This is a genomic window from Chitinophaga sp. Hz27, from assembly GCF_042263525.1.
In the GTDB taxonomy this organism is placed as follows: Bacteria; Bacteroidota; Bacteroidia; order Chitinophagales; family Chitinophagaceae; genus Chitinophaga.
Genome location: NZ_JBHKFJ010000002.1, coordinates 478,321 through 492,412 on the forward strand (window position 1 = coordinate 478,321; position 14,092 = coordinate 492,412).

Here is a 14,092-nt window from a genome sequence, read left to right on the forward strand (position 1 = left end):
GATTTTCTGCATAACACTTGTCAGTATTGACTTATAGGTGTAAAAGGTGAATATCAAAATTATTTTTTTGAGGAGAAATAGACAACGCCAAATTGCCAACAGGAGGTAACTACAAGTGCATGTCAAAAAGAGAGGGAATAGGCGTGATTATTCGACCATATGCTAAAGAAAAATGGCTTGCAAATCAGATGATTTACAAGCCATTTACGTGCCCAGAACTGGATTCGAACCAGCACACCCTTGCAGGCGCTGCGACCTGAACACAGTGCGTCTACCAATTTCGCCATCTGGGCAACTGATTTTGTGTTTCAGGGTTGCAAAGATAAGCACTCATTTTAATTTTCAAAATTTATTTTGCGTTGAAACTAAATTTATTTCAAAGAGGGAAGAAGGATACTGCATACCCCCGCAACAAAAATCACTTCTTTACGGGAGAAAAGATGCCTCGAGTATTGCTTAAATTGAGTTACTCATTTAGTCACCTTTAAACCACTGTTTTATGAAAAAGAAAGTTGTGCGCAAATTACATCTCGACAAAATCAGAATTGCAGGCCTTAGCAAAAACGCTAAAGGAGCCGGCCGACTGACTGCTGATCCTGACTATCCTTGTGATCCAATTCACACCATGCTGGGAACCTGCCGTGGATGCTGAGCGATTCTTTTGAGTAATTAGTATCAACGTGCACTACATCATCAGAGATTGTGCACGTTGAACTTCCTTATCACAAAGCATATAACAGTTAAGAATATACGAAAAAGGCTGCCGCTTAGAGGCAGCCTTTTGTTTTGCTTATGAGAGGCAGAAAAATTACTTTCTTATCAACCCCACCTTCTCTTCCATACCATCAAATTTATTATTGGCTTCATCCGCCAGCACCGCATTCTTACATGCCCATTCAAACTGGGCATTGTCATTGATAGTCGCTGCCAGCTGCGCAATACGATAATATGTATAAGCTAATAACTCCGCCGGACGTGATACACACTGCAAGGCCTGACAATAATAACCAATTGCCTCTGCTGGTTTTCCGGAAGCGGAACTAATACGCCCCAGATGGAAATATAAAGAAAACGCCACACCATACTGATCATCAGGGATGCCTTCTGCGAGGTAAGACTTTGCCAGCGCCGCAGCCTCAGCGGGCTTTTGTTGAATACGCAGATTAACAACACGGATTACTTTAGCTTGTGCAGTAGCCATCGGCGTCAGCATTTCATCCCAGTGCAACACCTTGAAATATGGATCTACTTTTACTGCTGTTACTGTTTTATTTACCGGTAACATGAACATATCCTGGGAATGCTGCAACGAAACCTGTTGCAAGGCCGTTGTACCATCGCTATAGGTGATCAATACTTCCAGAGGCAGTTGGTAAAGGCTGTCTTTTTGATTGATGGTAAGATGTAAGGTATGCTCCTGCTGATGCCAGTTGCTTTCCCATTTCGGTGCGCCGGTGCGCTCAAACCATTGCTGGTAGAACCATTGCAGGTTGCTGCCGTGGGCAGAAGAAATCTCTTGGAGAAACTCATTCCAGCTAATTCCATCTTTTCCATATTTCTCGCCTATACGCTGCAGCGCTTTATGAAATTTATCTTTGCCAACAACATTGGATAACAATTCCCAGGCAAGAAATCCTTTGCTGTCACCAATTATATGACCATTGCCGCCAGTCATCCGGGTCAGTGGTTCATCATTGCCTGCTGCCACATTTTTCAAATAGCCAATACCACTCTGGTTGGAAATATAGCCAGGATAGCCTGTGGTACGGTATTTCAAAGCATTAGCACTGTCGAACTGCATAACCACCTGCAAAGATCCATACTGTGCCATGGCCTCCGACATCATATCTGCGCCGGCGCTGCCATTCGACAATACTTTGTTTCCCCACCACTGGTGGCCTATTTCATGGCCAAACAATGCATAGTTAAAATCTCTTAACGCGCTGGCTGGCATCACCACACCGCCCAATATGCTGGCGCCACCTATACCCGTGTTTTCAGATACTACATCTGGAAATTCAATAACGGAGAAATTCGGAATATCGAGTGGTCCAAACTTAGTGGTCAGGTAATCCAGTACTGCAGCGGCTTTGCGACAAATATCATCATGGTTGCTGGTGTTATTCAGACTATATACATAAAACGGAATTTTGCTTTGGTATTCGCTGCGGGAATATCTTCCTATATACAAAGAAAAAATGTCTGGTTGGGTATACTGGAATTCATAAGTGCTATTATTGTTGCTAACCTTGCTGGAAGCCATTACAGGCATCATGCCAACGGGAACGGTTACACGAATAGTACCGGTACCACGGGTAGGATCGTCTGTTCCATCAGCGGCAGGAGATAACAGCTGAGGGTACCACGACGCACCATAACCTCCGGCCATACAGAAGCTGCTATCCATATAATATTGAAACGCAGGTGCATCGCCTCTGTCGTAAGCATAGCTGAAAGTCAGGCGGGTGCCTGATTGCAGGGAATGTTTAAAACGCCAGCGATAGACCACATCTCCGGAGGCATTCAGGCTGGTATCCATACTGCCAACGGCGCCTTTCAGCTGTATGTTTACAGGGCCTTTAGCTTTACTGATAGTAATAGCAACTGAATCTGCAAAAGCAGGGCTGCTTTCAAATGTAAGCGTGCCTTTTACAGCAAAGCTTTTATGTTGAGGATCGGCAGTTACTTGTAGTTGATAATCCGGCTTTTGCCATGCAAACAGCGTCAGGGGAGATAACAAATACAGTAGGGCTATAAGTCGGCGCATGTTCTTTTTTTACAAAGAAACACCAGTCCGTGCAGAAAAAATTGAACCAGATTAACTATTTCAACAACCTCCTGAACCGCAGGGGTGTGATACGGTATTTCGATTTGAATGACCTGATAAGATGGGCTGTGTCGGCGAAGCCAGCAGCAAAAGCAATATCCGCTATTGATAAGGAAGAGCTGAGTAATAATTGCATCGCCTTGCGGGTCCTCATTTTCATTTGGTACTCTCCTACGGTAAGGCCTGTACGTTCTTTGAAAGCTCTTGCCAGATAAATAGGATGCACATAAACACTGGCAGCTAAAGACTTGATGGTATGATGGGTGTCAAAATCGTTTTCAAGGATTTTTTGTGCTGTCCCAAACCAGGGCAGACGGCTGGGAATCGTAACCGCCGTCATATCTGCCAGGCAATTGAGCATATACTCTTCTGATAAACTGCTGTGTGGATCTTGTAAAAACGTATATAACAGCTTATATAAATCTTCCAATACGCCGGTTTTAAAAATCATCAAAGCGCCTGGTAGTCTTTTGTCTGGCAATATTTCCTGTAATGCTTCATGATTGAATTCTATATTCAGGCATCGGCCAGGCTGTGCATGGAAATGGTTGGCATGTGTATATCCAGAAGGACGAAACAGCACCTGCCCGGGAAGTATTATATCTTCTGCTTTATTATTGATCTCCCGATAGCCGCCACTGATTAGCATACTCAGGTAAGCATTTTCATGATAGTGCTTGTGAATATGTGTTTCTGGCTGATAGTCGGTAATGTTCAGTCGGAACAGACCAGCATCATTACACTGTTGTTCTTTCCCAAAATAATGTCCGGCCGACAAAACAATATTCATGCAGTAAATATACTATTTTCAACGGAGATAAATAGCCCAGTGATACCTTATTGCGCCAGCGTTTCCACCGGCACCATATTCCTGAAATCCGATGGCGACACGCCACATTTTTTCTTGAAAAAATTGGAGAAATATGCAACATCATTGAATCCCAGTTCGTAGGTGATACTGTTCACTGATTTATCTGTATATGATAACAGCCTTTTCGCTTCCAGTATAATCCTGTCCTGGATAATTTGAGAGGGTGATTTTTGATTAAAGAGCAAGAAGAGATTAGATAATGTTTTGGGAGATTTATAAAGCAGCTGTGCGTAGAAGTTGACCATGTGCTCAGATTTGAAATGGGCTTCTACCAATAGGTTGAACTTTCGGATGATGTGAAACCGGGATTCATCAATCTTTTTACTGGGAACATAACCCAGTTTAGCCAATCCCGTTATATAGATGATCAGCCTTTTAAGTAGCACTATCAATATTTCATGCTGGATATGGTCTGTTGTTTTTAGTTCTTCTATGAAGACTTCCGTCAGGAGTTTAAGTTTTTGCTGCGCCTCTTCTTCCAGTTGTATCAGCAGGTGATCGGTAGTACTGAAGAGGAATCCCACGCAGCTTACTTCACTGTCATGGTCCAGGATGCAATAGAATTCGCGGTTAAATTGCCAGGCGATCAAGGAAGCAGAATCCTCAAAGCTAAATGTCTGATCAAAAAGCAGTGTCAGTAAGGTATTGGAAGGAAAGGCTTTTTCAGTTCCGTCGATGGTAACTGTTTGATCCGGGCCTGGGTTCCATACAATGGTAAAATATTTGTGAAACCGATCCCGCATGTAGGGCTTTCTGTCAATGGCAGCTTCATCTTTCATCAGTAGTAATTCCCCACCTGTTCTGTCGTCAGATATTTTCAGTTTCATATTTATATCGATTAACCTGTATATACCGGTTTACGGGCAAATCGAATATACGAAAATCCTTTGTAAACAACATCCCGGCTGCAGCGAGTATGCAGCAGCCGGGATGCAGCAAATAGAAAGATTAATTGCTTACTTGCTGTGCAGCGGATGCAATTACATTGGCCACTTCTTCGGCTTGGGAGATATAGACAGCATGACTGCCTTTGATTTCTTTTGCTTGTGTGTTGGAGCGTTGGTACATATTACGCTGGATGTCTGGGTTGATGCTTTTATCATCAGTGGCAATGATGCCGAAAGTAGGTTTATTTCTCCAGGCGGCATTGGAGATAGGAGTTAAGAAACATTCGCCTTTGAAGGCGCCTTGAGAGGCATACATAAACGCAGCTTGTTCTTTGGATAGATCACCACAGAATCCTGCATGGTACTTGTCTTTATCATAATACACGATGCCTTTGCTATCTGGAGGCAGCACGCCATTTTCCGGAGCAGGAGGGGCCGATTGGAACCACTGCAAAGCAGTTTCATTGTTATCAGGTTGGAAGGCCGCGATATAAACAAGACCTGCTACATTAGGATGGTTGCCGGCTTCTGTGATAACGGCGCCGCCCCAGGAGTGGCCGGCAAGAATGGCAGGGCCGTCTTGGTTGTCAAGTACGGTATGTGTAGCCGCTACATCATCTGCCAGAGATGTTAAAGGATTTTGTACTATGGTAACGTTATATCCTTGTTTGGTAAGGGATTCATAAACACCTTTGTAACCAGATCCATCAGCGAAAGCACCATGAACCAATACGACGTTTTTTACATTTTGATTTGCCATTTGAGGTAAGTTTTAAGGTTAATGTTTGTTTGATGATTCAAAGGTACACCCGTTAACAGGGTGGGATATTTAGTAGATTACCTGATTTGTTGTATATATTTCCCTTTATAGGGAATTAGGGTTAGTTAATAAAGGTAAGTTAAAATGGAATTTGAATAATAGATGATCTCAACAAAACCTTTTTGTTCTTCCGATGTTATTACAACTGCGAAATTTGGCCTGCCAGGTTAAATTTAAACGCCTCAATTAACCACTGTAATTCAAGCCCCTGTTTAAACACAGTCTCACTGTTTCATTCATAATAAAACATCTCAAATTATGAGTCTTAAAAGAGTCCTGTTAATTGGTAACAAATCATGGGAAGTAGAACCCATTTTAAATGCCTTGTTAAATGTCAGAATGCGCCCCGCAGAACTTCCGAATCCTACTCATCTGAACTATCCCTGGACCTTCCTGCCTGGTTCTCCGCAGCCACGCGCTATCTGGGATAATTTCCCTGGTGTAACCATTGAACTCTGGTGCATCCAGGATATCATGGATACCCAATGGAACCCTTCCAGCTCCCAGGGCAAGCATGCCGACCTGCCTAAAGTATTGCACTATCGCCAGGAAACGCCGGATCTCGTAGTGGCATTAGGTACTGCGGCACTTGGCCTGGATGGCGGTAACAACAATGGTTGCGTGGTGATGGGTAGTAATATCTTCATTCATAATTTTCATCCTAACGGACAAAATCCACAAAGCAAATGGGACGATCCTAACGATTTTGAGAAAGTACTTCCTTCTGCTATCTCTCCTAACTTCTTCAAACTTCTGGACCAGGCAACCACTAGTGCAATAGGAGCGCGGTTACTGAAGCCTTTCTGCAATCCCGCAGCTAATATCCAGGTGATGTCCGACAAAGATTATATAGGCGTTAGCGTAGTGAATATCACCAACTATGCAGATTATGCCACTTCTGATACAAGCGGTCTTCAGGCGCTTGCAAATACTGGTAATAAATTGCCTGTAGGCTCCGTGGAAACTACGCATGGTGTTATCCGTTTGCTGTGCAAGGCGCCATTCATATTTATGTCAGGTATTACAGACAGAGAAGGACATTTTGATGATGATGTAAACGGCAAAGATGCAAATGGTAACGTGAAAACAGAAGCGCAGAACTTTACAGCTGCTTTTAATATAGGCGTTTGCTTAGCGAATATGATCCCTAAAATGGCCTCTTTTGTTACTAGTAAATAATCAGGTTTCACATAAAACGAAACGGCTTGTAAGGTTAACTTACAAGCCGTTTTTTCATTCAGACAAATATCCTGTTTATTTGGAAACCTCTTTCGCTGCTTTCATTATAACATCAGCTACTTTCTGAGGCTGTGACATAAATACCACATGACTACCTTTTATCTCCGTGATTTTTGTATTGGAGCGTTTGTACATATTACGTTCGATTTCAGGTAAAATGCTTTTATCTTCAGTAGCAACGATACCATAGCTAGGCTTGGTCCTCCAGGCAGCCTCAGTGATTGGTGTTACGAAACATTTACCAGCAAAAGCACCTTGTGAAGCATACATGAAATCAGCATCAGCTTTGCTTAAGTCAGCACAGAATCCTGCATGGAATTTTGCATGATCATAATAAACAATGCCATTGGCATCTGCTGGTAATACGCCGTTTTCTGGAGCTGGTTTGGCGGTCTGGAACCACTGCAGTGCTGTTTCTCCATTATCTGGTTGAAATGCTGCGATATATACCAGGGCTGCCACTTTAGGATGGTTGCCTGCCTCGGTGATTACGACACCGCCCCAGGAGTGTCCTGCAAGGATAACCGGGCCATCTTGCTTGTCTAATGCCAGCTTGGTAGCTGCTACATCATCTGCTAAAGAACTCAGTGGATTTTGTACTACAGTTACATGATATCCTTGTTTGGTAAGGGTTTCATACAGCGCTCTATAGCCGGAACCATCTGCAAATGCGCCATGTACCAATACCACATTTTTTATTTGTTGTGCACTTGCTTTCATGGATAATACTGCAACAGAGAAAAGCGCGATAACTACTGCGAGGATACTGTGTTTAAGGGTTGTTGTTTTCATCTTTTTATTTTTTTGAGATGTGATTAATTTGTTTTGTGATACAAAGATGAGAAGAGATGGTTCGATAGACAGATAGCTATTTTCCCGCTTAATTGTAATTATTTCCCTTTCTTATATAAATGCTACCAAATTGAGGATTTTAAACCTGATAATACGATTTGATGGTTAACATATCTAGTGTCTTTTGTTTAGGACATGCTGGTTGCAGTATTATTGCAGTGTTTTTACCTAATTTGACTATGCTCAAACTTCCCCATTAAGTAGTTTGTTCCCCGATGTCTTTTGATTTAAATTTTGTAGAAGCTAATACTGTAGCGCCTTTCAAAGAATGTATTCCATTTTTGTTACTTTATAAAGTGCAACTTATAGGTAAAAATCTTTCTAAGCATGATGCATAGTCATCCTTAATGCTATGTAATAATACTATTGCTATAATAGTATACAGGCGTAGCATTGATACTTTCTTCATTACCAATGATTCGACAAAAAATAGCTGTGCAAAAGTTTGCTATGAATAACAGTGTTCTAGTATTATTAATCATTAACCCCAAAATTACATCCATGTACATTGTAGGAATTTCAAGAACTCCTTCTGGTAAAGGATATTGGCTCACCGATACCGATGGGAGTGTTTACGCATTTGGAGACGCCACGTATTATGGCTCTATGGCCGGCCAACTTTTAAATAAGCCGATTGTTGGTATTGCGGCGTCACCTGGCAAAAATGGTTATTGGCTGACTGCTGCCGATGGTGGCGTGTTTACATTGGGTACGCTTCAATTCTACGGCTCCAAAGGTGGTGAACCGCTAAACAAGCCAGTGGTTGGAATAGTTGCTACTCCCTCTGGTGCAGGCTACTGGTTGACCGCCGGCGATGGTGGCGTGTTTACTTTTGGCGATGCTCCGTTTTTAGGATCCTTGCCGGATCTACGTTTAAACAAACCAGTAGTAGGAATTGCGGCGTCACCAACTGGCAATGGCTATTGGCTGGCTGCTGGTGATGGTGGGGTGTTTTCTTTTGGCGATGCTGGATTTTTTGGCTCCAAGGGTGGAGAACCATTGAATAAACCAGTAGTAGGTATCGCTGTAACTCCCACTGGTAGAGGTTATTGGCTGGCTGCTGGTGATGGTGGCGTGTTTTCTTTCGGCGATGCTGCATTTTATGGATCGATTGTCGGGGAGCCCTTCAGCAGTACCATCGTAGGTATTGCAGCAACCCGCAGTGGCAAAGGCTATTGGCTGGCCGCTGCTGACGGTCGTGTCTATTGTTATGGTGATGCAGTATTTTATGGAAATGCTATAACCACCGGAAATGAAGAAACTACTTGTATAATCTTATGTCGATTCAGGAATAATGATGGTTCACTTACGGAAAAAGTGGCCGACTATATGTTTTATCATGATGTTTTTTTGGGCCGTCATGTAGGCGGTAGCCTTCGCGACTATTATGATGATGTGACGCATGGCCATATAAATATTACAGGGCTGGTGATAGGCTGGCTCGATATTGGCCACACCATCGCAGAACATAACGCTATGCATTATTGGGAACAGCGCGCGCAGGCTTTTAATTGGGGTATAGAGGCTGCACGTAAAACCAAAATAAATATTGATAATTTTAAACGACAAGTAGTTATCATCAATCAGGAATCTGATTGGGGAGGGGTGAGCAATGGAAAGTCAGTATTATTGACACATACAAATAAAAATGATTGGAGTCATTCGCGTATGGCGCATGAATTTGGACATGCGCTTGGCCTGAATGAAGCATATAATACCACAGGAACAACCGATACTGCCTACTTTGACAACTATTGCATCATGAGTTATGCAACGCGTGGTTTCAGGTTTGTTCTGCCATTTATGAATATAAATATGGAGGCTGGTCCTGCGCTTAATGGAGTATATGTAAACCAACTTGGAGGGATTCCGGCAGGCCGCCTACAACTGGTGCCGGCTGTCGGTGCTGCAACAACAATAATGCTGGCGCCATTGGGGCATAGCGACATCCCTGGCGCATTGTTGATCAAAATTCCACCTTCATCCCGGCGCACCAATACTTATTGGGTTGAACTTCATGATGTTTCAAAATGGGACTGGGGCCTTAGGCGTCCAACTATTGTTATCCATGAAACAAGGCCGGGCGACTCCCGCTCATATGCACTGGAGACAGGAAGGCAAGGCCTTGAATCACCGGAAGACCCTGCGATAATCACACCGGATGGTTCTGTTGGTATACGATTTGAAAAACAAATTGGTCAGAATGTAATGGTCCGGATTTGGGAATTAGGGCCCGATAAAACGAAGGAGTTACGAATTACCTACATAGATTTTGATCCTCCAGGTGACGAAGTTGCCAATGAAAGGGTAGTGATTAGAAATGATCACCCGACTACCGTATCATTAAAGAACTGGATACTTCATGATTCAGCAAATCACCCTCTTTCAAACCCATGGACGTACGTATTTGGCAATGTCTCCATTTCACCAGGTCAGGATATATCAGTATGGACTGGGCAGGGAATTGATGATGAGCATAACTTGTATTGGGGGCTGAACCATGCTGTCTGGAATAATCAGGGTGGCGACAAAGCTGTACTGTTAGATAACGCAGGTAAGATAATAACTACATTCAGTTACTTATAGTTTTTTATAATGGGGAACAGTTGCCTGTTTCCCATTATTTTTATTCTTGAATGTATCGTCCTGATACTTCTTTTTACTCCGGAAAATCCGCCATCTGCTTCTTAAATTGCCTGGATTGTTTACCACCGTTTTTAACAGCCCATTGCGCCATCTCAAATAGTATTGGTCTCAAAGCCTTGCCGGTAGCTGAAAGCTCATAGGTGACATAAGGCGGCACCACAGGCTTGGACTTACGGATCACTAGTCCATCTGCTTCTAATTGCTTTAACTGCTGGATCAGCACCTTCTCTGTGATGGTGGAAATCGTCTTTTTGAGCTCACTGTATCGCTTTGTTCCGGTCAGTAAATTGAATAGGATGATAGGCTTCCAGTAGCCGCCAATGCGCTCCATGACGAAGGTTACCGGGCAGGCCGCAAAGGCATTGGTCTTATTTTCCTGTATAACGGAGGTCTCTTTTATTGCTGTCATGTTTATACATACTAAAGGGTAAGTACTTGTACAAAAGTAAGTACAATTCTACTTTTGTACAAGAAATTTAAAAACGACAAAAAAATGAAAACAACAATAACAGGATCTTTAGGAAACATCAGCCGTAGCCTTGTTCAGCAGCTGACAGCAGCAGGCCATGAAGTAAAAGTAATTACCTCCAATGAAGAGAGAGCCGCAGAAATTTTGCAGTTGAACGCCATCCCGGTAATCGGAAAGGTAGATGACCGCGAGTTTGTAAATAACGCGTTTGAAGGTGCAGAAGTAGTATACACCATGGTACCACCTAATTATGGCACACCAGCATTAATTAAGCAGGTAGGTGAAACTTATGCCAACGCCATTGCCAATAACAAGGTCCCATATGTGGTAAACCTCAGTGGTATCGGAGCTCATCTCCCAGATGGTCCGGGCCCTTCCAGCGCTAACCATCACATTGAAAATCTGTTTCGTACCCTGGAACATACGCAGGTGCTGCATCTTCGCCCAGGTATGTTTTACTCAAACTTCTACGGCTTCATCGACTTGATCAAACATCAGCATATTATCGGAAATAATTTTGAATCAGATGTAATACTCGCCTTAACCCATCCGCGAGATATTGCAGATGCAGCCTTTGATGCAATCCACCACCGAAATTTCTCCGGCAATGCATATAGGTATATCGTGAGTGACGAAGTATCTGGAAAAGAAATAGCGCAACACCTGGGAACTGCTATTGGCAACCCTGCACTAAACTGGGTGCGCTTCCCAGATGAGGCAATGCTCCAAAGCCTTCTGCAGCAAGGTATGACGGAAGAAATGGCTACCACCTATGTAATCAATATGGGCAAAGCGCTACAGGATGGTAGTTTGCTGAAAACATATTTTGAAGAAAGAACTGCTCTGTCAGGAAAAATAAAATTTGATGCCTTTGCGAAAGAATTCGCATTTGCTTATAACGCTAAATAATCAATACAACTATGAAAACAACATATAATTGGGTCGATAAAAATGAATATCCCTTTGAATCAAAATATATTGATTCCACCCATGGTAAAATGCATTATATCGATGAAGGAAAAGGTGAAGTAATACTCTTTGTTCACGGTAATCCTAACTGGTCTTTCGGATATCGGGAACTGATCAAAAATTTCAGTAAAAACTACAGGTGCATAGCCCTTGACCATATTGGCTTTGGCTTGTCTGATAAACCTTATGACGTTTCTTACTTACCACAATTCCATGCTGCTAACCTTGAGTGGTTTATTGAGGAATTAGGTTTAAAAGATATCACCATTGTAATGCATGATTGGGGTGGCCCCATAAGCATTAATTATATTGAACGTCACCGTGAAAATGTAAAAGCTGTCATTGCGTTTAACAGCTGGTTCTGGTCCATCAAAGGCGTTAAAACATTAGAAATGTTCAGTGGCTTTCTGGGCTCCGCATTCGGGAGAATGCTTTGCAAGTATTTTAACTTTTTTCCAAAGGTCTTGCTCAAAGGAGATGTAGGCGATAAAAGCCGCTTCCCTAAAGCAATTCATGAACAGTATGTGAAACCTTTTCCATCTCCCAAAACAAGGAAAGGTACCTGGACTTTCCCCGCATCATTCTTAAAACAGGATCACTGGTTGGCTGGTTTATGGGAGAAGAGAAGTGCATTAGATCAGCTTCCTGCACTGCTGCTGTGGGGGCTGAAAGACAAAGGATTCCCTGAACCATTCCTTGTCAATTGGAAAAGTGCTTTCCCGGAAAATAAAGTAGTGAAGTTCGATTTCAGCGGTCATAATTCGCCCGAGGAAATAGGGAAAGATGCAATACCTTATGTAGCGCAGTTTTTGAAGGAGCAAGAGAAAATGGCTGTACTGAATTAACTGATACGCTATGGACACTGCAATATTAAAACACAGGAATGCCTTTTCAGTAAAGACATTCCTGTGTTTCATCAGGAGCCTTGGAGTAAATCGCCATATTTGTTATTTCCTGCGCTCAATTTATCTGCCAGATAGGAGATCTTACGAATAGAATCTATTTTATACGGATCAAGTACGTCCAGGTTATTCAGTTTCACGGCGGTGCCAGACATACACACCATGATCATTCCTTTCTCTGCGCCTAACTCGCTGTAATCGATATCAACGGCAATTATTGCGTTGGCGCCCATTCGCAGTGCCTTAGATCGCAGTTGTTGTAAGCAGAGATCTTCCCCGGCAGCGATTTTCTTATTATATGTTTGAGATTGCATGCCAAATAAATCTGTCCAGGATGCGCCTATTTCTGCAAAGAGTCCTGTTCCGGTAGTGCTTTGTCCTGTAACTAGTCCCATCACATTATAATCCCAGTTAAAAGGACTATGGCTGGTAATTACCGGTACATTTTTGATATGTTCTACCATTTCTTCCTGCACAGCTTTCCTGCTGCTCATGTATTGGCTTAGTGCTTTATCATAGCTTTCGGATAAGCATTTTTGACATCCGGTTATTTTTGGGGAACGATAAACTTCCGCCATCAGCTCTGATTTTACGTCACTTAACAGTGTATTCGTACCGAAAATGCCATCTTTTAATTTAGCGCCGCAATTGGGACAGTTAGTTAAAGTTGTCAAGTCTATTGATTTTAAAGGGTATAGTGATTAAATATAGCAATCTTTTGGCCCCATGCATCAAGCAATGAAGTTCCAATAGACTTTTACTACCTTTACCAAGGGTAGATTTCCTCTCTTAAAAAATCGGGCCATGTTTAATTACCAGTATGCAAAACCGCATCACCAGCTATTAACGCCATATGTTGACCGTTTCATTCAACTGCAAGGCGCTGGTATTTTTTCGAAATCCATCTATTCCCGCCTGAATACTTCTTTTCTTATTGATTTTGATCAAGCTACTTTTTATGATGGACAATTATTGAGCGCGGGATTATTTGTCGGAAGAGAAAATGTATTGCAGCTGCATCCTGTTACCGCTGAGCCTATGCTTGCAGACAAATTTTTTATCAGTTTTACGCCTTATGGGTTAAGTGTTTTTACAAAGCTTTCAATGGAGGAGCTGAGCCATGGCATGGTCACAGGGGAAGATATTTTTGGTAATGGTTTTCATCAACTTTACGCACAGCTGCAGCCCTTGCCCTTTGCAGAACGAGTATCTCTGTTCGAAACATTTCTCTTGCAGCGTTTTATAGCGCCATATGCTTCACATCAGGTTATTTTTGATTTAGCAGATAGTATAAAAAGAGAAGTAGATAGATCTCCGTTCCAATTGTTAAAGGAACTGCCATTAAGTGTACGTCAGATAGAACGAAATTTCAAACGTTCCGTTGGTGTCAGCATCGGCCGCTTTTTGCAGGTGGCGCGCTTTGAGAAAGCGCAGCAACTCATTGCAGCATTGCCTTCTCAGCGTCTCACCGATATTGCCCATCTGGCAGGATACTTCGATCAGTCTCATTTCATCGCTGACTTCAAACGCTTTACAGGAGTGAGTCCTAAACATTTCCAGGTTTGTAGTGCTTCACCAGCAGGAATGTCGGTATGATACAATTTTAAGTA

General features: G+C 42.6%; 13 protein-coding genes and 1 tRNA gene. 6 read left to right on the forward strand and 8 right to left on the reverse strand.

Annotated features, from left to right (window positions below; genetic code table 11):
* Positions 1 to 209: 209 nt before the first annotated feature.
* Positions 210 to 293 (reverse strand) — tRNA-Leu (locus ACE38W_RS05820).
* A 206-nt stretch (positions 294 to 499) separates the two neighbouring features.
* On the opposite strand from ACE38W_RS05820, the gene ACE38W_RS05825 reads away from it, so the two are divergent.
* Positions 500 to 652, forward strand: coding sequence for a hypothetical protein (locus ACE38W_RS05825; protein WP_375829424.1), 153 nt, complete (start codon positions 500 to 502; stop codon positions 650 to 652).
* Between the two features lie 156 nt (positions 653 to 808).
* Here ACE38W_RS05825 and ACE38W_RS05830 read toward each other — a convergent pair whose 3' ends face one another.
* From ACE38W_RS05830 to ACE38W_RS05845, 4 genes are all read right to left on the reverse strand, one after another.
* On the reverse strand, positions 809 to 2,767 hold the full coding sequence (locus ACE38W_RS05830) for a M1 family aminopeptidase (protein ID WP_375829426.1): 1,959 nt from the start codon (positions 2,765 to 2,767) through the stop codon (positions 809 to 811).
* A 55-nt stretch (positions 2,768 to 2,822) separates the two neighbouring features.
* On the reverse strand, positions 2,823 to 3,617 hold the full coding sequence (locus ACE38W_RS05835; RefSeq protein WP_375829427.1) for a helix-turn-helix transcriptional regulator: 795 nt from the start codon (positions 3,615 to 3,617) through the stop codon (positions 2,823 to 2,825).
* Between the two features lie 47 nt (positions 3,618 to 3,664).
* Positions 3,665 to 4,525, reverse strand: coding sequence for a helix-turn-helix domain-containing protein (locus ACE38W_RS05840; RefSeq protein WP_375829429.1), 861 nt, complete (start codon positions 4,523 to 4,525; stop codon positions 3,665 to 3,667).
* Between the two features lie 121 nt (positions 4,526 to 4,646).
* The gene (locus ACE38W_RS05845; RefSeq protein WP_375829430.1) at positions 4,647 to 5,345 is read right to left on the reverse strand and encodes an alpha/beta hydrolase; all 699 of its coding nucleotides are present in this window, start codon (positions 5,343 to 5,345) and stop codon (positions 4,647 to 4,649) included.
* Between the two features lie 318 nt (positions 5,346 to 5,663).
* Between ACE38W_RS05845 and ACE38W_RS05850 the strand changes: the two genes are divergently transcribed.
* Positions 5,664 to 6,584, forward strand: coding sequence for a hypothetical protein (locus ACE38W_RS05850; RefSeq protein ID WP_375829431.1), 921 nt, complete (start codon positions 5,664 to 5,666; stop codon positions 6,582 to 6,584).
* 75 nt (positions 6,585 to 6,659) lie between these two features.
* Here ACE38W_RS05850 and ACE38W_RS05855 read toward each other — a convergent pair whose 3' ends face one another.
* The gene (locus ACE38W_RS05855) at positions 6,660 to 7,436 is read right to left on the reverse strand and encodes an alpha/beta hydrolase (protein ID WP_375829433.1); all 777 of its coding nucleotides are present in this window, start codon (positions 7,434 to 7,436) and stop codon (positions 6,660 to 6,662) included.
* Between the two features lie 561 nt (positions 7,437 to 7,997).
* Here ACE38W_RS05855 and ACE38W_RS05860 point away from each other — a divergent pair.
* The gene (locus tag ACE38W_RS05860) at positions 7,998 to 10,082 is read left to right on the forward strand and encodes a lamin tail domain-containing protein (protein ID WP_375829435.1); all 2,085 of its coding nucleotides are present in this window, start codon (positions 7,998 to 8,000) and stop codon (positions 10,080 to 10,082) included.
* 73 nt (positions 10,083 to 10,155) lie between these two features.
* Here ACE38W_RS05860 and ACE38W_RS05865 read toward each other — a convergent pair whose 3' ends face one another.
* A complete protein-coding gene (locus ACE38W_RS05865) occupies positions 10,156 to 10,551 on the reverse strand; it encodes a winged helix-turn-helix transcriptional regulator (RefSeq protein ID WP_375829437.1) in 396 nt (131 codons plus the stop codon).
* Between the two features lie 84 nt (positions 10,552 to 10,635).
* Here ACE38W_RS05865 and ACE38W_RS05870 point away from each other — a divergent pair, with 84 nt between their 5' ends.
* Together ACE38W_RS05870 and ACE38W_RS05875 are read left to right on the forward strand one after the other, a co-directional pair.
* Complete coding sequence (locus ACE38W_RS05870; protein ID WP_375829438.1) at positions 10,636 to 11,520, forward strand: NmrA family NAD(P)-binding protein; 885 nt, start codon at positions 10,636 to 10,638, stop codon at positions 11,518 to 11,520.
* Positions 11,521 to 11,531: 11 nt separating this feature from the next.
* A complete protein-coding gene (locus ACE38W_RS05875; RefSeq protein WP_375829439.1) occupies positions 11,532 to 12,425 on the forward strand; it encodes an alpha/beta fold hydrolase in 894 nt (297 codons plus the stop codon).
* A 71-nt stretch (positions 12,426 to 12,496) separates the two neighbouring features.
* On the opposite strand, the gene ACE38W_RS05880 is transcribed toward ACE38W_RS05875, so the two are convergent.
* Positions 12,497 to 13,156, reverse strand: coding sequence for a heavy metal-binding domain-containing protein (locus tag ACE38W_RS05880; protein ID WP_375829440.1), 660 nt, complete (start codon positions 13,154 to 13,156; stop codon positions 12,497 to 12,499).
* A 130-nt stretch (positions 13,157 to 13,286) separates the two neighbouring features.
* On the opposite strand from ACE38W_RS05880, the gene ACE38W_RS05885 reads away from it, so the two are divergent.
* Positions 13,287 to 14,078: a helix-turn-helix domain-containing protein gene (locus ACE38W_RS05885; RefSeq protein WP_375829442.1), complete on the forward strand. Its 792-nt coding sequence runs from the start codon at positions 13,287 to 13,289 to the stop codon at positions 14,076 to 14,078.
* Positions 14,079 to 14,092: the final 14 nt, after the last annotated feature.

Bases quoted from the DNA above. Each gene is read 5' to 3' on its own strand.
- ACE38W_RS05825 (WP_375829424.1), top strand. From the start codon at position 500: ATGAAAAAGAAAGTTGTGCGCAAATTACATCTCGACAAAATCAGAATT.
- ACE38W_RS05830 (WP_375829426.1), bottom strand. From the start codon at position 2,767: ATGCGCCGACTTATAGCCCTACTGTATTTGTTATCTCCCCTGACGCTG.
- ACE38W_RS05835 (WP_375829427.1), bottom strand. From the start codon at position 3,617: ATGAATATTGTTTTGTCGGCCGGACATTATTTTGGGAAAGAACAACAG.
- ACE38W_RS05840 (WP_375829429.1), bottom strand. From the start codon at position 4,525: ATGAAACTGAAAATATCTGACGACAGAACAGGTGGGGAATTACTACTG.
- ACE38W_RS05845 (WP_375829430.1), bottom strand. From the start codon at position 5,345: ATGGCAAATCAAAATGTAAAAAACGTCGTATTGGTTCATGGTGCTTTC.
- ACE38W_RS05850 (WP_375829431.1), top strand. From the start codon at position 5,664: ATGAGTCTTAAAAGAGTCCTGTTAATTGGTAACAAATCATGGGAAGTA.
- ACE38W_RS05855 (WP_375829433.1), bottom strand. From the start codon at position 7,436: ATGAAAACAACAACCCTTAAACACAGTATCCTCGCAGTAGTTATCGCG.
- ACE38W_RS05860 (WP_375829435.1), top strand. From the start codon at position 7,998: ATGTACATTGTAGGAATTTCAAGAACTCCTTCTGGTAAAGGATATTGG.
- ACE38W_RS05865 (WP_375829437.1), bottom strand. From the start codon at position 10,551: ATGACAGCAATAAAAGAGACCTCCGTTATACAGGAAAATAAGACCAAT.
- ACE38W_RS05870 (WP_375829438.1), top strand. From the start codon at position 10,636: ATGAAAACAACAATAACAGGATCTTTAGGAAACATCAGCCGTAGCCTT.
- ACE38W_RS05875 (WP_375829439.1), top strand. From the start codon at position 11,532: ATGAAAACAACATATAATTGGGTCGATAAAAATGAATATCCCTTTGAA.
- ACE38W_RS05885 (WP_375829442.1), top strand. From the start codon at position 13,287: ATGTTTAATTACCAGTATGCAAAACCGCATCACCAGCTATTAACGCCA.